This is a genomic window from Serratia sp. JUb9, assembly GCF_014298095.1.
Lineage (GTDB): Bacteria > Pseudomonadota > Gammaproteobacteria > Enterobacterales > Enterobacteriaceae > Serratia_B > Serratia_B rhizosphaerae.
This window is the reverse complement of sequence record NZ_CP060416.1, coordinates 4,774,704-4,791,984: the sequence shown is the minus strand read 5'-3', so window position 1 is coordinate 4,791,984 and position 17,281 is coordinate 4,774,704. Positions and strand designations below refer to the sequence as shown.

Genomic DNA, 17,281 nt, shown 5'->3' with positions numbered 1-17,281 from the left:
CGGCGCCCGGCGGCCTCAACCCGGGTAGCGGTCTCCTTCCTGTGCGGTCGCGTACCAGCGCAACACCGCCTCAATGCCGTCGCCGCCTTCGGGCGGCGCCCAGCGCATGCAGTCTTCCGCCGTTAACGGCTGATACGGCCCCGGCTTCACCTCGAACAGCACCCCGCCGGCATCGACCGACAGCACGGTATGCCAGACGTTGGCAGGCATTTCCAGCAGCCGGTTCTCTTCGCCCAGCATAATGCGCCGGATCACCGCGCCGTGGTCGTCAAATTGCAGCACCACAAAGCGGCCGCGCAGCGGCGTCAGCAGCTCCCAGCTTTGCGGGTGGCGGTGCGGGCGAATATAGGTGCCCGGCTCCATGGCAATGGTCATTCTCTGCACCGGCTCATTCATATCGTCATGCAGCAGGTGGTGGGTGCGCAGGCGCGGCAGTTGGGCGGCCTGCTCGCCCATCGCGTTCATCTGTTGTTGGGTTATTAATTTCATTAAGGAAATCCGCAAGCTATCGATGTAGTGATTCTAGCAACTTTCCCGGCGCGGGGCGTTGCGCGCGGTCATTTCTTTGCGCCGGCACGCGGATTTTTATGGCATTGTCATCGTGGTGAATTGTTGGGTATTTATCCTGTTTAACGTGTTGACAGGCTTTTTCCTCTCGGCGTAACATGCGCGCACGATTATCAATGAGGACATTCGCCTTGGACACACCCAGTAGATGCTGGCTCACTGACCTGGATCCCAACAGGTACAACTTCTAAGGCTATCCCATTACGCTGATAGCCTTCGTGGTTGTCGGCGACCCCTCCGTGCGTCGCTCTGAGTCAGATCTCTTTATGGTCTGAAACGAGCGTGGCCTGTGTGCCTCCCCCGTTTCTGTGCTTCAACGCGTTGTCTGCCTAAAATGATGTGAGTTGCATCAGTGGGTTTGGGCGTTCTGTCGCCCGGGATGATGCAACTCCAATGAATGCAGGGTATCCCCTCACCATTAGGGAGTTTTAGCACATGCTAAGCGCTTTCAAATTAGATAACAGCCGCTTGTCCCGCCTCGAGCTGGATGAGGCAGAAGACCTGACCACCTCACTGTGGGTAGACCTGGTCGAGCCGGAAGAAAGCGAGCGCGACCGTGTGCAACATGAGCTGGGACAAAGCCTGGCCACCCGTCCGGAACTGGACGACATCGAGGCCTCGGCGCGTTTTTTTGAAGACGAAGACGGTCTGCACATCCACTCCTTCTTCTATTTCGAAGATGCGGAAGATCACGCCGGCAACTCCACCGTGGCATTCACCATCCGTGACGGCCGACTGTATACGCTGCGCGAGCGCGAGCTGCCGGCGTTTCGCCTGTACCGCATGCGTGCCCGTAATCAGATGATGGTGGATGGCAACGCCTATGAACTGCTGCTGGATCTGTTTGAAACCAAAATTGAACAGCTGGCGGACGAAATTGAGAATATTTACAGCGATCTGGAAAAGCTCAGCCGGGTGATAATGGAAGGGCATCAGGGCGATGAGTACGACGAGGCGCTGTCGACGCTGGCGGAGCTGGAAGACATCGGCTGGAAGGTGCGCCTGTGTCTGATGGATACCCAGCGCGCGCTGAATTTTCTGGTGCGTAAGGCGCGGCTGCCAACCGGCCAGCTGGAGCAGGCGCGTGAGGTGCTGCGCGATATCGAATCCCTGCTGCCGCACAATGAGTCGCTGTTCCAGAAGGTGAACTTCCTGATGCAGGCGGCAATGGGCTTTATCAATATCGAACAGAACCGCATCATCAAGATCTTCTCGGTGGTGTCGGTGGTGTTCCTGCCGCCGACGCTGGTGGCCTCCAGCTACGGCATGAACTTCGAATTTATGCCGGAGCTGAGGTGGTCGTTTGGCTATCCGGGTGCGATCAGCCTGATGATTCTGGCCGGCCTGGCACCGTACCTGTACTTTAAGCGTAAGAACTGGCTGTAAGCCGGTGCGCTTCCCGGCCTGCCGGCGTCAAGCCGCAGGCCGGGGCGGCGTAGCGCCTGCCGTATCGTGATTTCACGCCGTTAGCCTGCTAAGATAATTCCCTGCAAAATTATTTGAAGGCAATCCTTCCCATGGAGAGGTTCCCCGCGGTACTGCAATGGCTGATCCTGCTGCTGGCGTCGCTGGCGCTGGGCTTCGCCCTGCTGGCGTTCCATATTCCCGCCGCCCTGTTGCTGGGGCCGATGATCGTTGGCGTGACCATGGGGCTGCTGGGCGCGTCGGTACGCATTCCTAAACCGCTGTTTATCGGCGCGCAGGCCGTGCTGGGCTGCATGATCGCCCAAAGTCTGTCCCCTTCCATTCTGACGCCGCTGCTGGCCGACTGGCCGCTGATTTTACTGGTATTGCTGGCGACGCTGCTGGCCAGCGCCATCTCCGGCTGGTGTCTGGTACGCTTTAGCGATCTGCCCGGCCCGACCGGCGCCTGGGGCGCGTCGCCCGGCGGCGCCTCGGCGATGGTCGCCATGGCCGGCGACTTCGGCGCGGACGTGCGTTTGGTGGCGTTTATGCAGTATCTGCGCGTACTGTTTGTCGCCACGGCGGCGGCGGTAGTGGCGCGTATCGGTCTGGGGGATGAAGCGGGGCAGAGCAGCGCCGCATTGGTCTGGTTCCCGCCGCTGGACTGGCGCTTTCTGGCGACGCTGGCGGTGGCGGCCGCAGGCGCCTGGCTGGGGCCGCGGCTGCGTATTCCTTCGGGAGCGCTGCTGCTGCCGATGATTATCGGTGCCGCGCTGCACTCCAGCGGCGCGATGACGCTGCAGATCCCGGAATGGCTGCTGGCGCTGGCCTATACGCTGATTGGCTGGAGCGTGGGGTTGCGTTTCACCCGGCCGATCCTGTTGCTGGCGATGCGTACGCTGCCGCAGATGCTGGTGTCCATCGCCGCGCTGATGCTGTTTTGCGGCCTGCTGGCGTGGATGCTGACCTGTTTCCTGCCGGTAGACATGATGACCGCCTACCTGGCCACCAGTCCCGGCGGGCTGGATACGGTGGCGATTATCGCCGCCGGCAGTCGGGTGGATATGTCATTTGTGATGGCGCTGCAGACGCTGCGGCTGTTCACCATCCTGCTGACCGGGCCGGCGATCGCGCGTTTTATTTCCAACCACGCGACGCCGGCCTCCAGCTCATCGTAGCTTGCGCTGGGTGTACAGGGCGTCGAGGGTAAACAGCACCAGTGCGGCCCAGATAAAGCCGAAGGTCACCAGTTTATCCTGACCGACGGTTTCCCCGTAGAAGGTGACCGCCAGCAGGAACATCAGCGTCGGGCCGAGATACTGGAAAAAGCCCAGCGTCGACAGACGCAGACGGGTGGCGGCGGCGGTGAAGAACAGCAGCGGCACGGTGGTGACAATGCCGGCGGCGACCAGCAGCAGGTTCAGCGACCAGGGGTTGGCGCCGAGATGGCTGGTGGCGCTGTCGGCGATAAAGAACAGATAAACGGCGGCGACCGGCAGCAGCCACAGCGTCTCAATCAGCATACCGGTTTGCGCGTCGATGGCGATTTTCTTGCGCAGCAGGCCGTAAAACGCAAAGCTGAACGCCAGCCCCAGCCCGATAACCGGCAATGAGCCGAACTGCCACAGCTGCACCAGCACGCCGGTAAACGCCAGGGCGACCGCCACCCACTGCATCCGGCGGAAACGCTCGCCGAGAAATAGCACCCCCAGCAATACGTTCACCAGCGGGTTGATGAAGTAGCCCAGGCTGGCTTCCAGCATATGGTGATTATTCACCGCCCAGATAAACAGCAGCCAGTTGCCGCCGACCAGCAGCGCGGTGAGCGCCAGCAGCAGCAGGCGCTTGCGGTTGGCGCAGGCGGCGCGCACCTTCGGCCAGTTACGCCCCAGCGTCACCAGCGCCAGCATAAAGAAAAACGACCAGATAATCCGGTGGGTAAGGATTTCGTCGGCCGGTACTTGCTGGATAAGTTTGAAATAGGCCGGGGCGATGCCCCAAATAAAATAGGCGGCCAGGGCAAAGAAGATGCCCTGACGCGTTTGCTGTGCGTCCATGACGTGACCTGGAGGTAAGGGTTCGGATACGGTGAGTGTACTGAAGACGCTCACCGGGCACAATCAGCCAACCAGATAGGTGGCGGTGGCGCTGGCGATATGCAGGCCGTCGTTGTTATGCAGCTCGACGCGGGCGACGGCCACCTTGTTGCCGCTGCGCAGCACCGAGGCGGAGGCGATGAAATGTTCGCCGCGGCCGGGGCGCAGATAGTCGACGCGCAGGTCGATGGTGCCCATGCGCGACAGGCGCGCCGCCAGCTCCTCTTCAATCAGCGATTCCTGACGCATCAGCACGCTGCCGACGCATGCCAACCCGGCGGCGACGTCCAGCACCGAGGCGATCACGCCGCCGTGCAGGATCTTCTGCGCGGCGTTGCCTACCAGTTTGTGCTGATTGGTAAAGGTCAGTTCGACGCCGTCGTCGTCAAAATGGCGCAGCTCCAATCCCAGCTCGCGGTTAAACGGCATGTGATAAACAAAGATTTCGCCAATTTTCTGGCGAGCGGCTTCCGTTGTAAGAGGCATGGTCGACATAATGGTGATTCTTCTTATTGATAGATGGGTTTAGGATACTGGTCAGTCCAGGTTAATGACTTGTTGATTTTATGCTTAACCTTTGTTGCTTTCCAGACTATTCCAATAAAAGCGCCCCGGACTGCTGTAAACGCTGCTTTGTGTGTAAAATGGCCTGTTTTTATTTCAGGGTGTGTTTTTATTTGCTGGAGTGATGAGAATTATGCGTATTCTGTCAGGGGCCGTAATGGCAACGCTGCTGGCCCCGGCGCTGGTTCAGGCCGAAGAAGCGAAACAACAAGAAATACATGATAAACCGGCGGTTAACGGCAGCATTATCGCCAATATGCTGCAGTCCCACGATAACCCGTTTACGCTCTACCCGTACGAACCTAACTACATACTGTATAGCTACACCAGCGATCTCAATAAAGAGGCGATCGACAGCTACAGCTGGGCGAACCATGCGCGCAAAGACGAAGTGAAATTCCAGCTCAGCCTGGCGTTTCCGCTGTGGCGCGGCATTGTTGGTGAAAACTCGGTGCTCGGCGCGTCCTATACTCAGCGTTCCTGGTGGCAGCTCTCCAACAGCGGTCAGTCCTCGCCGTTCCGTGAAACCAACTATGAGCCGCAGATTTTCCTCGGTTGGGCAACGGATTACACCTTTGCCGGCTGGACATTGCGCGACATCGAGGTGGGGCTTAACCACCAGTCGAACGGCCGTTCGGAGCCGACCTCGCGCAGCTGGAACCGCGCCTACGCGCGCCTGATGGCGCAGAACGGCAACTGGCAGGTCGATGTCAAACCCTGGCTGCGTTTCTCTGAAAGTGCCAGCAGCGACGACAACCCGGATATCACCAAATATATGGGCTACTACCGCCTGAAAGTCGGTTATACCTGGGGCGAGAGCGTCTTCAGCGTGGACGGCCACTACAACTGGAATACCGGCTTCGGCGGAGCGGAACTGGGCTGGAGCTATCCGATCACCAAGCATGTCCGCTTCTATACCCAGGTATTCAGCGGCTACGGTGAATCGATGATTGATTACAACTTCCGGCAGACACGCGTCGGCGTTGGTGTCATGCTGAACGATATTATGTAATCATATCCCCACGTCCCTGAGGCCGCCGCAAATCTGGCGGCGGCTTCATTTATCGGGGTACTCAGAATTTAACATGGGGAAGTGTGTGTCTACCGCAGCAGTGATAAACAGCGAATTGCTGGCAGAGCAGGTGTTACGCGACACCTTTGGCTATCAACAATTCCGTCCGGGACAACAAACGATTATCGACGCGGCGACCCGCGGCCAAGACTGCCTGGTGGTGATGCCGACCGGCGGCGGCAAATCGTTGTGCTATCAAATCCCGGCGCTGATGCTGGAGGGCCTGACCCTGGTGGTCTCCCCGCTGATCTCCCTGATGAAGGATCAGGTGGATCAACTGCTGGCCAACGGCGTGGCGGCGGCCTGCTATAACTCGACGCAAACGCGCGAACAGCAGTTGGAAGTGATGGCCGGTTGCCGCAGCGGCGCGATTAAAATGCTGTATATCGCCCCTGAACGCCTGATGATGGACAGCTTCCTGTCGCTGCTCGACAGCTGCCCGCCGGCGATGCTGGCGGTGGATGAGGCGCACTGTATTTCCCAGTGGGGCCACGATTTCCGGCCGGAGTACCGCGCGCTTGGCCAGCTGAAGCAGCGCTTCCCGGCGATGCCGGTGGTCGCACTGACGGCGACCGCTGACGAGACTACGCGCAATGACATTTCGCGCCTGCTGGCGCTGCAGGATCCGCTGATTCAGGTCAGCAGCTTCGACCGGCCGAACATCCGTTATACGCTGGTGGAGAAGTTTAAACCGCTCGATCAGCTGTGGCGCTTTGTGCAGGACCAGCGCGGTAAAAGCGGCATTATCTACTGCAACAGCCGCGCCAAGGTGGAAGACACCGCCGCCCGTCTGCAGAGCCGCGGCCTGAGCGTGGGGGCATACCACGCCGGCCTCGACAACGCGCGGCGTGCGCAGGTGCAGGAAGCCTTCCAGCGCGACGATCTGCAGGTGGTGGTGGCCACGGTGGCGTTCGGCATGGGGATCAACAAGCCCAACGTGCGTTTCGTGGTGCACTTCGATATTCCGCGCAACATTGAGTCCTACTATCAGGAAACCGGCCGCGCCGGCCGTGACGGCCTGCCGGCGGAGGCGATTTTGCTGTATGACCCGGCCGATATGGCCTGGCTGCGCCGCTGTCTGGAGGAGAAACCCGCCGGGCAGCAGCTGGATATCGAGCGTCATAAGCTCAACGCCATGGGCGCCTTTGCCGAAGCGCAAACCTGCCGGCGTCTGGTGCTGCTCAACTACTTTGGCGAAGGCAAACAAGAGGCCTGCGGCAACTGCGATATCTGCCTCGACCCGCCGAAGCGCTATGACGGGCTGGAGGACGCGCGCAAGGCGCTGTCGGCGATTGGCCGCGTCGGTCAGCGTTTCGGCATCGGCTACGTGGTGGAAGTGCTGCGCGGCTCCAATAATCAGCGCATCCGCGAGTTCGGCCACGACAAACTGCCGGTGTACGGCATCGGTCGCGATCACACCACCGAACATTGGATCAGCGTGCTGCGCCAGCTGATCCATCTGGGTTTTATTACCCAGAACGTCGCCATGCACTCGGCGCTGCAGCTGACCGAAGCCGCACGTCCGGTACTGCGCGGCGAAGTGGAGCTGCAGCTGGCGGTGCCGCGTATTCAGAGCCTGAAGGCGCGCGGCGGCGCGGCGCAGAAATCCTACGGCGGCAACTACGACCGCAAACTGTTCGCCAAGCTGCGCAAGCTGCGTAAATCGATCGCCGATGAAGAAAATATTCCGCCGTACGTGGTGTTTAACGACTCGACGCTGCTGGAAATGGCGGAACAGATGCCGATCCGGGCCAGCGAACTGCTGAGCGTCAACGGCGTCGGCCAGCGTAAACTTGAACGTTTCGGCGCGCCGTTTATGGCGATGATCCGCGACCATATGGATAACGATGAGGATTAATCATGCTGATGCTGTTTCTGACCGTCGCGCTGGTGCACCTGATCGCCCTGATGAGTCCGGGGCCTGATTTCTTCTTTGTGTCACAGACCGCCGCCAGCCGATCGCGCCGCGAGGCGATGATGGGCGTGCTGGGCATCGCCCTGGGGATTGTGGTGTGGGCCGGCGTGGCGCTGATGGGGCTGCACCTGATTCTGGCGAAGATGGCCTGGCTGCATCAGATCATTATGGTCGGCGGCGGCATCTATCTGTGCTGGATGGGCTGGCAACTGCTGCGTTCGGCGCGCGCCAGGCGCGGGCAGCCGGCGGCGCAGCCTGATGAGGCGCAGGTGGCGCTGGCCAAGCCGGGCCGCAGCTTTATCCGCGGTTTTCTCACCAATCTGTCCAACCCGAAAGCGGTGATCTACTTCGGCAGCGTGTTTTCGCTGTTTGTCGGCGACAGCGTCGGCGCCGGCGCGCGCTGGGGGCTGTTTCTGCTGATCGTGGCGGAAACTTTTGCCTGGTTCAGCCTGGTGGCGATGATTTTTGCCCTGCCGGCGATGCGCCGCGGCTACCAGCGGCTGGCGAAATGGATCGACGGCCTGGCGGGCGTCCTGTTCACCGGTTTCGGTTTACACCTGATTTTTACCCGCTAAGCGGTCGGCGACAGCGGAAGGAAAGCATGTCATGACGGCGTTTATACTCAGCCCCGATGAGTGGCTCACGCGTGAAACCCAGTTTGCGGCCTTTGCCACCGGGCCACTGCTGGATTTCTGGCGTCAGCGTCAGGAAGGCGAGTTCAGCGGCGTTGACGATGTGCCGATCCGCTACGTGCGCTTTAGCGCGCCGCAGCACCAGCGGGTGGTGGTGATAAGCCCCGGCCGCATCGAAAGCTATGTGAAATATCCGGAAGTCGCCTACGATCTGTTTCAGCGCGGCTACGACGTGATGATTATCGACCACCGCGGGCAGGGGCGATCCGGGCGCCTGCTGGCGGACAGTCATCGCGGTCACGTGGTGAACTTTGCCGATTACGTCGAAGACTTTACGCGTTTTTATCAGCAGGCGGTGCTGCCGCTGGGATATCGCCAGCATTTTGCCCTGGCGCACTCGATGGGCGGCGCGATTCTGGCGCAGTTCCTCGCCCGGCAGCCGCAGGCGTTTGCCGCCGCCGCGCTGTGCGCGCCGATGTTTGGCATCTTTTTACCGATGCCTGACTGGATGGCGCACCGTATCCTGAACTGGGCGGAAAAGCGGCCGAATGTGCGCGATTACTACGCGGTGGGCACCGGACAATGGCGGCCGTTGCCGTATGTGGTCAACGTACTGACCCACAGCCGTGAACGCTACCGGCGCTCGGTGCGTTATTATGCCGACTACCCGGAGCTGCAGGTGGGCGGGCCGACCTACCACTGGGTGCGGGAAAGTATTCAGGCCGGGCAACAGGCGATTGCCGAGGCGAAAGACATCACCACGCCAATCTTGTTATTGCAGGCCGGTGAGGAACGGGTGGTTGATAACCGTTCGCACCAGGCTTTTTGTCAGGCACTGTCAGACGCGGGACACCCTTGTGAAGGGGGCGAACCGCGGGTTATCCAGGGCGCGCGCCATGAGATCCTGTTTGAGCGGGACGCTATGCGCGCCGAAGCGTTGAACGCAATCCTGCGTTTTTATGCCCAACACGCTTTCAGCGGCGCTGATGCCGCCGACAACTCCATTAGAGGTTGAACGTATTTATGTATCATGTTGTTGCTTCCGACCTGGATGGCACCCTGCTGTCCCCTGACCATACTTTGTCGCCTTATGCCAAGGAGACGCTGAAGCTGCTGACGCAGCGCGGCGTGCACTTTGTGTTTGCCACCGGACGTCACCATATCGACGTGGGGCAAATCCGCGATAATCTCGGCATCAGCGCGTTTATGATCACCTCCAACGGCGCGCGGGTGCACAACACCGCCGGCGAACTGATCTTCAGCCATAACCTGGACGGCGATATTGCCCGCGATCTGTACGGCATCGTCCATAACAGCCCGGATATCACCACCAACGTCTACCGCGACGATGACTGGTTTATCAACCGCGAAAGCCCGGAGCAGAAGGAGTTTTTCCGCGAGTCGGTGTTTAAATATCAGCTGTTTGAGCCGGGTCTGCTGGAAACCGACGGCGTCTGTAAGGTGTACTTCACCTGCGACGACCACGAACAGCTGCTGCCGTTGGAAGAGGCGATTAACGCGCGCTGGGGCGACCGGGTGAACGTCAGCTTCTCGTTCCCGACCTGTCTGGAAGTGATGGCCGGCGGCGTGTCGAAGGGGCATGCGCTGGAAGAGGTGGCGAAAATCATCGGCTATTCGCTGAAGGAGTGCATCGCGTTCGGCGACGGCATGAACGATCTGGAAATGCTGGCGATGGCGGGCAAAGGCTGCATTATGCGTGACGCGCATCAGCGCCTGAAGGACAAACTGCCGGAGCTGGAGGTGATTGGCTCCAACGTGGATAACGCGGTGCCGCATTATCTGCGCGAGATGTTCCTCTCCTGAGTGATGCAGGCGGGGATGTCCCCGCCCGCATTGACAACGTCGCTGGCCTGCCGGCCAGCCGCGTGTATTACCGGTGCTGCCCCTGTTTTTGCAGGAACTGCACGCCTTTGTCCGGGAAGTCGGTGAATACTCCGTCAACGCCGGCCTGGTTATAAATCACGTCGTACAGCTGATTGACGTCGGTGACGTACTTCGGCAGCGCGTCGGCGCGGATGGTAAACGGATGCACCGCCAGCTTGTTGGCGTGCGCTTCTTTCACCATATCGGTCAGTACGATGTGGCCTGGTTTGGACTTCTCGGCGGCCACCAGCATATGGTAATCAGGCCCGATGCCGTCGGCATACTGGGCGATCTGCTTCATCGCACCCGGCTTGAACATCCAGTCGTAGTCGTAATTAACCCACTTACCGTCGGCGTTCTGCTCGTAGGTTTCATTCCAGTCGTTATAGGCGATCAGCTGCACCAGCTTCAGGTCCATGCCCAGCTTCGGCTCCAGCTGGGTTTTGATGCGTTTCAGCTCGTTGGCGTCGAAGCACTGCAGGTACACATTGTCATTTTTACCGGTATAGCCGTACTGCTTCAGCACCGCCAGCACCTTGCTGGAAATGTCTTTCCCTTCCTGCTGGTGGAACCACGGCGCCTTGATTTCCGGATAGATGCCGATGTTCTTGCCGGTTGAGTGGTTCAGGCCCTGCACGAACTCAATCTCTTCCTGGAAGGTGTGGACGCGGAAATCGGATTTACCCATCGGGAAGCGGCCCGGGTAGCTCTGCACCTGCTTGCCGTCTTTGATATCAAAGCCTTCGGTGAACTTCAGCGATTTGATCTCGGCCAGGGTAAAGTCGATGGCGTAGTAGCGGCCGTCTTTGCGTGCGCGATCCGGGAAGCGTTTGGCGACGTCGGTGACGCGGTCCAGGTAGTGATCGTGCAGCACCACCAGTTCGTCGTCCTTGGTCATCACCAGATCCTGCTCGAGGAAATCCGCGCCCTGCGCGTAGGCCATGGCCTTGGCCGGCAGCGTGTGTTCCGGCAGGTAGCCGCTGGCACCGCGGTGGGCGATCACCACCTTGTCGGCGGCGAAGGCGGCGCTGCTGAGGGTCGTCGCCAGAATAATCCCTGACAGCAGGGCTTTAACGTGAGTCCGCATAGTCTTCTCCTTAAGTGGCAGGGCAGCCGCAGGCGGCATCGTTGCCAGTGGGTGGGGAATAAAAAGGCCGCGGTGCGGCCTTTGGGCATATACCCGTCATACGCCAAGTGACCGGTGTGTTGGCGGCGCTCAGTCACCCGAATCGCTTACCTGAGTAAGCTCATCGGGATACCTTCTCTTGCCGCCTTCCTGTCACCCGGGTTATTTCGGGTATAGTGCGTGGTTTTCGTGACGATTAGCCGCGTTTCGCCGCAATGTCTGCGTGATGTTTCTTCTCGTTCAGCATGGTCAGCAGCAGCAGGATAACTGCGGCGATGCTGCCGCCGATCATCACCATAAAGCCGCCGTCCCAGCCAAAGAAGTCCACGGTGTAGCCGACGATGGCGCTGGCGGCGACCGAGCCGCCCAGATAACCGAACAAACCGGTGAAGCCGGCGGCGGTGCCTGCGGCTTTCTTCGGCGCCAGTTCCAGCGCGTGCAGGCCGATCAGCATCACCGGGCCGTAAATCAGGAAGCCGATGACCAGCATACAGAGCATATCGATCGTCGGGTTGCCCGCCGGGTTCATCCAGAAGACGATGGTGGCGATGGTGACCAGCGTCATAAAGAAGACGCCGGTGGCGCCGCGGTTGCCTTTAAACACTTTATCCGACATCCAGCCGCACAGCAGGGTGCCCGGGATACCGGCATATTCGTACAGGAAGTAGGCCCAGGAGGACTTATCCAGCGCGAAGTGCTTCACTTCTTTCAGGTAGGTCGGCGACCAGTCCAGAATGCCGTAGCGCAGCAGGTAAACGAACACGTTGGCGACCGCGATATACCACAGCAGCTTGTTCGGCAGGATGTACTGCATGAAGATCTGCTTGGCGGTCAGTTCTTCTTCCGCTTTTTCGCTGTAATCGTCCGGGTAGTCGTTTTTGTACTCTTCCACCGGCGGCAGGCCGCAGGACTGAGGCGTATCGCGCATCAGGCCGAAGGCGATCAGAGCCACCAGAATGGCGCCGAAGGCCGGCATGTACAGCGCGGCGTGCCAGTCGTTGAACCAGGCCATGCCGAGCAGGAACAGCAGCGGCGGCAGGCCGCCGCCGACGTTATGCGCGCAGTTCCAGATGGAGACGATCTGGCCGCGTTCTTTCTGCGACCACCAGTGCACCATGGTGCGGCCGCACGGCGGCCAGCCCATGCCCTGGAACCAGCCGCACAGGAACAGCAGCACGAACATCACGGCGATGCTGGAGGTGGCCCACGGAACAAAGCCCATAAACAGCATGACGCAGGCGGCCAGAATCAGACCGGCGGGCAGGAAGACGCGCGGGTTAGAGCGGTCGGACACCGAGCCCATGATAAATTTGGAGAAACCATAAGCGATGGAGATCCCTGACAGGGCGAAGCCCAGATCGCCGCGGCTGAAGCCTTCTTCGATCAGATAAGGCATCGCCAGGGTGAAGTTTTTACGTACCAGATAGTACGCGGCGTAGCCGAAGAAAATTCCCATAAAAATTTGCCAGCGCAGTCGGCGATAGAGCGGATCTACCTTGTCGACCGGCACACGAGAAATGTGTGCGGCTGGCTTAAAAATACTCAACATGAGCGCCTCCGATGGCTTTATCAGTATGACACGCTCAGAGCAGGCGTTCTGAGTCGTGTTTGAGCGGATATCTAGAGTGTTGCTTTTTGTTCTATAACGAGCGCCATGCTAGACAAAACCCCTGGTTGGCTCTGTGATGGATGGCGCATTTGTTACACTTTTATAAAACAACGGCGAATTTTGAGCGATTCGTTAACGTTATGAAATAGACAAAGCCAAAAAAGTCGTGATGACGATCACATAAGTGGATTTTTATAGACATTTCTCTTTCGTTTTATGTTCGTTATTGTTCCTTATCAAACAAATTCCACACTAACTATGGATCAATAGCCCCATAATCAGCGTCATTGGGGGTGGAAATGAGCCACGCTTCACCGGTAACTGAAACGGATGTCATCATTATAGGCGGCGGCGCGACCGGCGCCGGCATTGCCCGCGACTGCGCGCGCCGCGGCTTACGCTGCCTGCTGCTGGAGCGTCACGATATTGCCACCGGCGCCACCGGGCGCAACCACGGCCTGCTGCACAGCGGCGCGCGTTATGCGGTGACCGACGGCGAATCCGCCCGCGAGTGCATTGAAGAAAACCGCATTCTGAAACGTATTGCGCATCACTGCATCGAGCGCACCGATGGCCTGTTCATCACGCTGCCGCAGGATTCGCTGGCGTATCAGCAACAGTTTATCCAGGCCTGTCAGCAGGCCGGCATTGACGCACAGGCGATTGATCCGCAGCAGGCGCTGCGCCTGGAGCCGGCGGCCAACCCGGCGCTGATCGGCGCCGTGCGGGTGCCGGACGGCACGGTCGACCCTTTCCGGCTGACCGCTGCCAATATGCTGGACGCGCGCGAACAGGGCGCGCAGATCCTGACCTACCATCAGGTGGTGGGGCTGTTGCGCGTGGGCGATCGCGTGCGCGGCGTGCGCGTTTACGACCATCAGCAGCGGCGTCAGTATGAAATTCATGCCGAGGTGGTGGTCAACGCCGCCGGCATCTGGGGCCAGCAAATTGCCGAATACGCCGATCTGCGCGTGCGCATGTTCCCGGCGAAGGGGGCGCTGCTGATCCTCGGCCATCGCATTAACAACATGGTGATCAACCGCTGCCGTAAACCGGCGGACGCCGACATTCTGGTGCCGGGCGACACCATCTCGCTGATCGGCACCACCTCGACGCACATTGATTACGATCAGATCGACAACATGCTGGTGACGCCGCAGGAAGTGGATACGCTGATGCGTGAAGGGGCGCTGCTGGCGCCCGCGATGGCGCAGACCCGTATTCTGCGCGCCTATGCCGGCGTGCGGCCGCTGGTGGCCAGCGATGACGATCCGTCCGGGCGTAACGTCAGCCGCGGCATTGTGCTGCTCGACCATGCGCAGCGCGACGGCCTGGAAGGCTTTATCACCATCACCGGCGGCAAGCTGATGACCTACCGGCTGATGGCGGAGTGGGCCACCGACCTGGTGTGCGAAAAACTCGCCGTCAACGCCCGCTGCACCACCGCGGAACAGGCGCTGCCCGGCTCGCGTCAGTCGGCGGAAGAAACCGTGCGCCGCGTGGTGTCGCTGCCGGCCAGCATTCGCGGTTCGGCGGTGTATCGCCACGGCGACCGCGCCGGATTGGTGCCGGCCGAGAATCGCCTCGATACCAGCCTGGTGTGCGAATGCGAAGCGGTGACCGCCGGCGAAGTGCGCTACGCGGTAGAGTCGCTGACGGTCAATAATCTGGTGGATTTACGCCGCCGCACCCGCGTGGGAATGGGCACCTGTCAGGGCGAGCTGTGCGCCTGTCGCGCCGCCGGCCTGCTTTCCCGTTTTAACGTCAGCACGCCGCAGCAGTCCATCACCCAGCTCTCCCATTTTCTGAACGAACGTTGGAAAGGCGTGCGGCCGATCGCCTGGGGCGATGCGCTGCGCGAAAGCGAGTTCACCAGTTGGGTCTATCAGGGACTGTGCGGGCTGGATGCGTGCGGCGACGGCAAACAGGAGGCGGATGATGCAATTTGATGTCGTGGTGATCGGCGGCGGACTGGCGGGCTTGAGCTGCGCGTTGCGTCTGAGCGAGCAGGGCCGGCGCTGCGCGGTGGTGAGCAACGGGCAGAGCGCGCTCTATTTTGCCTCCGGTTCGCTGGATCTGCTGGCGCAGTTGCCGGATGGCACGCCGGTGGCGGCGCCGCTCGACGCGCTGCCTGCGTTGGCGCAGCAGGCGCCGCAGCACCCTTACAGCCTGATAGGCGCGTCGCAGGTGGCCGCGCTGGCGAACGAGGCGCAGCAGCTGCTGCAGCGCTGCGGCCTGGCGATGCAGGGCGACAGCCGGATGAACCATCTGCGCGTTACGCCGCTGGGCACGCGGCGGGCGACCTGGCTCAGTCCGCAGGCGGTGCCGACCACGCCGCTGGACGCGCCGCTGCCGTGGCGCAGCATCGCGCTGCTGGGCATCGAAGGCTTTCTGGATTTCCAGCCGCAGTTGGCGGCCAGCTCGCTGCAGCGCCAGCAGGGCGTTGACGTTCGTGTCGGCTATCTGCATCTGCCAGCGCTCGACCGTCTGCGCAATAACCCCAGCGAATTCCGCGCGGTCAATATCGCCCGGGTGCTGGATATGCCGGAACAACATGCCGCGCTGGCGGAGGAAATCCGGCGGCTGGCGGACGAGGCGGAGGCCGTATTCCTGCCGGCCTGCCTGGGACTGGAGGATGACCGTGCGCTGCAGGCGCTGCAACAGCGGCTGGGCAAGCCGGTAATGCTGTTGCCGACTCTGCCGCCTTCGGTGTTGGGTATGCGCCTGCACCAGGCGCTGCGTCAGCGTCTGGTGCAGCTGGGCGGCGTGCTGATGCCCGGCGATCGCGCGCTGCGCGCCGAGTTTGACGGCGGGCGGGTGACGGCGCTGTATACCCGTAACCACGGCGATATTCCGCTGCGGGCGCCGCAGCTGGTGTTGGCCGGCGGCAGTTTCTTCAGTAACGGCCTGAGTTCGGATATCAACGGCATCCGCGAGCCGGTCTTCGGGCTGGATGTTTACGACCGCGCCGAGCGCGCCGACTGGTGTCAGCGCGACCTGTTCGCGCCGCAACCCTATCTGCAGTTCGGCGTGCGCACCGACGCGCAACTGCGAGCCGTCAGGCAGGGGCAGGCGCTGGATAACCTGTACGCCATCGGCGCGGTGACCGGCGGCTACGATCCGCTGCAGCAGGGATGCGGTGCCGGCGTGTCGCTGTTGGGGGCGCTGCATGTCGCCCGACATATTGTTGAACAGGGAGGGGACGCATGAGCCTGACGAGCGATAACAGCTTTGAAAGCTGCATCAAATGCACCGTCTGCACCACCTATTGCCCGGTGGCCAAGGTGAATCCGCTCTATCCGGGGCCGAAGCAGGCGGGACCGGACGGCGAGCGTCTGCGGCTGAAGGATCCGGCGCTGTATGACGAAGCGCTGAAGTACTGCACCAACTGCAAACGCTGCGAAGTGGCCTGCCCGTCGGAGGTCAAAATCGGCGATATTATTCAGCGGGCGCGTGCCGATCTGAGCCAGAGCAAACCGAGCCTGCGCGACGCCATCCTCAGCCATACCGACATCATGGGTTCGCTGTCGACGCCGTTCGCGCCGATCGTCAATGCCGCCACCGGTCTGAAACCGGTGCGCAAACTGCTGGATAAGGCGCTGAAAATTGACCATCGCCGCACGCTGCCGAAGTACTCGTTCGGCACCTTCCGCCGCTGGTATCGTCAGCAGGCGCAGCAGCAGCGGGGCTATGCCGAGCAGGTGGCGTTTTTCCACGGCTGCTTTGTTAACTACAACCATCCGCAGCTGGGCAAGGATCTGATCCGCGTGTTTAACGCCATGGGGATCGGCGTTCAGCTGCTGCAGCGGGAAAAGTGCTGCGGCGTGCCGCTGATCGCCAACGGTTTTATCGAACAGGCGAAAAAACAGGCGACGGTGAACGCCGAATCCCTGCGCCAGACGGTGCTGGAGCAGGGCATGCCGGTGGTGGCGACCTCGTCGAGCTGCACCTTTACCCTGCGCGATGAGTATCCGCACCTGTTAGGCGTGGACACCACGGCGGTGCGTGACCGCGTGGAGCTGGCGACGCGTTACCTCTATCGTTTGCTGAGCGAAGGGCGGACGCTGCCGCTGCGCCATACGCCGCTGCGCGTGGCCTACCATACGCCGTGCCATATGGAGAAAATGGGCTGGACGGCCTACACCCTGGAACTGCTGCGGCAGATCCCCGGGCTGGAGCTGGTGGTGCTGGATTCGCAGTGCTGCGGCATTGCCGGCACGTACGGTTTTAAATCGGAGAATTACGCCACCTCGCAGGGTATCGGCGCATCGCTGTTTCAGCAGATTGAGCGGAGCGGCGTCGATTTGGTGATTACCGATTGTGAAACCTGCAAATGGCAGATTGAAATGTCGACCAGCAAGCGCTGCGAACATCCGATCACGCTGCTGGCGCAGGCGCTGGCCTAACGCGGG

15 protein-coding genes are annotated in these 17,281 nt (G+C 60.8%); 10 read left to right on the top strand and 5 right to left on the bottom strand.

Features of this window, described 5'->3' with window-relative positions; genetic code table 11:
- Positions 1-15: 15 nt before the first annotated feature.
- Positions 16-489, bottom strand: a complete 474-nt coding sequence (locus tag HF675_RS22630; protein ID WP_111736215.1) for a WbuC family cupin fold metalloprotein — start codon at positions 487-489, stop codon at positions 16-18.
- Between the two features lie 513 nt (positions 490-1,002).
- On the opposite strand from HF675_RS22630, the gene corA reads away from it, so the two are divergent.
- Together corA and HF675_RS22620 are read left to right on the top strand one after the other, a co-directional pair.
- On the top strand, positions 1,003-1,953 hold the full coding sequence (corA, locus tag HF675_RS22625) for a magnesium/cobalt transporter CorA (protein ID WP_105229350.1): 951 nt from the start codon (positions 1,003-1,005) through the stop codon (positions 1,951-1,953).
- Between the two features lie 131 nt (positions 1,954-2,084).
- A complete protein-coding gene (locus HF675_RS22620; RefSeq protein WP_187043818.1) occupies positions 2,085-3,149 on the top strand; it encodes an AbrB family transcriptional regulator in 1,065 nt (354 codons plus the stop codon).
- Here HF675_RS22620 and rarD read toward each other — a convergent pair.
- On the bottom strand, positions 3,141-4,028 hold the full coding sequence (gene rarD / locus HF675_RS22615) for an EamA family transporter RarD (protein ID WP_105229352.1): 888 nt from the start codon (positions 4,026-4,028) through the stop codon (positions 3,141-3,143). The two genes, HF675_RS22620 and rarD, sit on opposite strands and share 9 nt — an antisense overlap.
- A gap of 63 nt (positions 4,029-4,091) precedes the next feature.
- Positions 4,092-4,562 carry a thioesterase family protein gene (locus HF675_RS22610; protein WP_111736217.1) on the bottom strand — a complete coding sequence of 157 codons (471 nt, stop codon included), beginning with the start codon at positions 4,560-4,562 and terminating at the stop codon, positions 4,092-4,094.
- A 202-nt stretch (positions 4,563-4,764) separates the two neighbouring features.
- On the opposite strand from HF675_RS22610, the gene pldA reads away from it, so the two are divergent.
- From pldA to yigL, 5 genes are all read left to right on the top strand, one after another.
- Entirely contained in the window at positions 4,765-5,643 is an 879-nt protein-coding gene (gene pldA, locus HF675_RS22605; protein ID WP_105229354.1) for a phospholipase A, read from the top strand.
- Between the two features lie 85 nt (positions 5,644-5,728).
- Positions 5,729-7,561, top strand: coding sequence for an ATP-dependent DNA helicase RecQ (gene recQ, locus HF675_RS22600; protein ID WP_111736218.1), 1,833 nt, complete (start codon positions 5,729-5,731; stop codon positions 7,559-7,561).
- A 2-nt stretch (positions 7,562-7,563) separates the two neighbouring features.
- Positions 7,564-8,193 (top strand): threonine export protein RhtC, encoded by a 630-nt coding sequence (gene rhtC, locus HF675_RS22595; protein WP_105229356.1) that lies wholly within the window; start codon positions 7,564-7,566, stop codon positions 8,191-8,193.
- 31 nt (positions 8,194-8,224) lie between these two features.
- Positions 8,225-9,265 (top strand): lysophospholipase L2, encoded by a 1,041-nt coding sequence (gene pldB, locus HF675_RS22590; protein WP_105229357.1) that lies wholly within the window; start codon positions 8,225-8,227, stop codon positions 9,263-9,265.
- An 8-nt stretch (positions 9,266-9,273) separates the two neighbouring features.
- Complete coding sequence (gene yigL, locus HF675_RS22585) at positions 9,274-10,074, top strand: sugar/pyridoxal phosphate phosphatase YigL (RefSeq protein ID WP_105233179.1); 801 nt, start codon at positions 9,274-9,276, stop codon at positions 10,072-10,074.
- 67 nt (positions 10,075-10,141) lie between these two features.
- Here the strand turns inward: yigL and glpQ are convergent, their stop codons facing one another.
- Positions 10,142-11,221 (bottom strand): glycerophosphodiester phosphodiesterase, encoded by a 1,080-nt coding sequence (gene glpQ / locus HF675_RS22580; protein WP_105229358.1) that lies wholly within the window; start codon positions 11,219-11,221, stop codon positions 10,142-10,144.
- A 235-nt stretch (positions 11,222-11,456) separates the two neighbouring features.
- Entirely contained in the window at positions 11,457-12,809 is a 1,353-nt protein-coding gene (gene glpT, locus HF675_RS22575) for a glycerol-3-phosphate transporter (protein WP_105229359.1), read from the bottom strand.
- A 359-nt stretch (positions 12,810-13,168) separates the two neighbouring features.
- Here glpT and glpA point away from each other — a divergent pair, with 359 nt between their 5' ends.
- From glpA to glpC, 3 genes are read left to right on the top strand one after another with little or no spacing between them, the layout of a single operon-like run.
- The gene (glpA, locus tag HF675_RS22570; protein ID WP_105229360.1) at positions 13,169-14,818 is read left to right on the top strand and encodes an anaerobic glycerol-3-phosphate dehydrogenase subunit A; all 1,650 of its coding nucleotides are present in this window, start codon (positions 13,169-13,171) and stop codon (positions 14,816-14,818) included.
- Positions 14,808-16,079 carry a glycerol-3-phosphate dehydrogenase subunit GlpB gene (gene glpB / locus HF675_RS22565; protein WP_187044788.1) on the top strand — a complete coding sequence of 424 codons (1,272 nt, stop codon included), beginning with the start codon at positions 14,808-14,810 and terminating at the stop codon, positions 16,077-16,079. The genes glpA and glpB overlap by 11 nt, the downstream gene beginning before the upstream one ends.
- Positions 16,076-17,275: an anaerobic glycerol-3-phosphate dehydrogenase subunit GlpC gene (glpC, locus tag HF675_RS22560; protein WP_187043817.1), complete on the top strand. Its 1,200-nt coding sequence runs from the start codon at positions 16,076-16,078 to the stop codon at positions 17,273-17,275. Before glpB ends, glpC begins: the two co-directional genes overlap by 4 nt.
- Positions 17,276-17,281 lie beyond the last annotated feature (6 nt).

Coding starts and splice junctions, on each gene's coding strand:
- HF675_RS22630 (WP_111736215.1), bottom strand. CDS start 489: ATGAAATTAATAACCCAACAACAGATGAACGCGATGGGCGAGCAGGCC.
- corA (WP_105229350.1), top strand. CDS start 1,003: ATGCTAAGCGCTTTCAAATTAGATAACAGCCGCTTGTCCCGCCTCGAG.
- HF675_RS22620 (WP_187043818.1), top strand. CDS start 2,085: ATGGAGAGGTTCCCCGCGGTACTGCAATGGCTGATCCTGCTGCTGGCG.
- rarD (WP_105229352.1), bottom strand. CDS start 4,028: ATGGACGCACAGCAAACGCGTCAGGGCATCTTCTTTGCCCTGGCCGCC.
- HF675_RS22610 (WP_111736217.1), bottom strand. CDS start 4,562: ATGTCGACCATGCCTCTTACAACGGAAGCCGCTCGCCAGAAAATTGGC.
- pldA (WP_105229354.1), top strand. CDS start 4,765: ATGCGTATTCTGTCAGGGGCCGTAATGGCAACGCTGCTGGCCCCGGCG.
- rhtC (WP_105229356.1), top strand. CDS start 7,564: ATGCTGATGCTGTTTCTGACCGTCGCGCTGGTGCACCTGATCGCCCTG.
- pldB (WP_105229357.1), top strand. CDS start 8,225: ATGACGGCGTTTATACTCAGCCCCGATGAGTGGCTCACGCGTGAAACC.
- yigL (WP_105233179.1), top strand. CDS start 9,274: ATGTATCATGTTGTTGCTTCCGACCTGGATGGCACCCTGCTGTCCCCT.
- glpQ (WP_105229358.1), bottom strand. CDS start 11,221: ATGCGGACTCACGTTAAAGCCCTGCTGTCAGGGATTATTCTGGCGACG.
- glpT (WP_105229359.1), bottom strand. CDS start 12,809: ATGTTGAGTATTTTTAAGCCAGCCGCACACATTTCTCGTGTGCCGGTC.
- glpA (WP_105229360.1), top strand. CDS start 13,169: ATGAGCCACGCTTCACCGGTAACTGAAACGGATGTCATCATTATAGGC.
- glpB (WP_187044788.1), top strand. CDS start 14,808: ATGCAATTTGATGTCGTGGTGATCGGCGGCGGACTGGCGGGCTTGAGC.
- glpC (WP_187043817.1), top strand. CDS start 16,076: ATGAGCCTGACGAGCGATAACAGCTTTGAAAGCTGCATCAAATGCACC.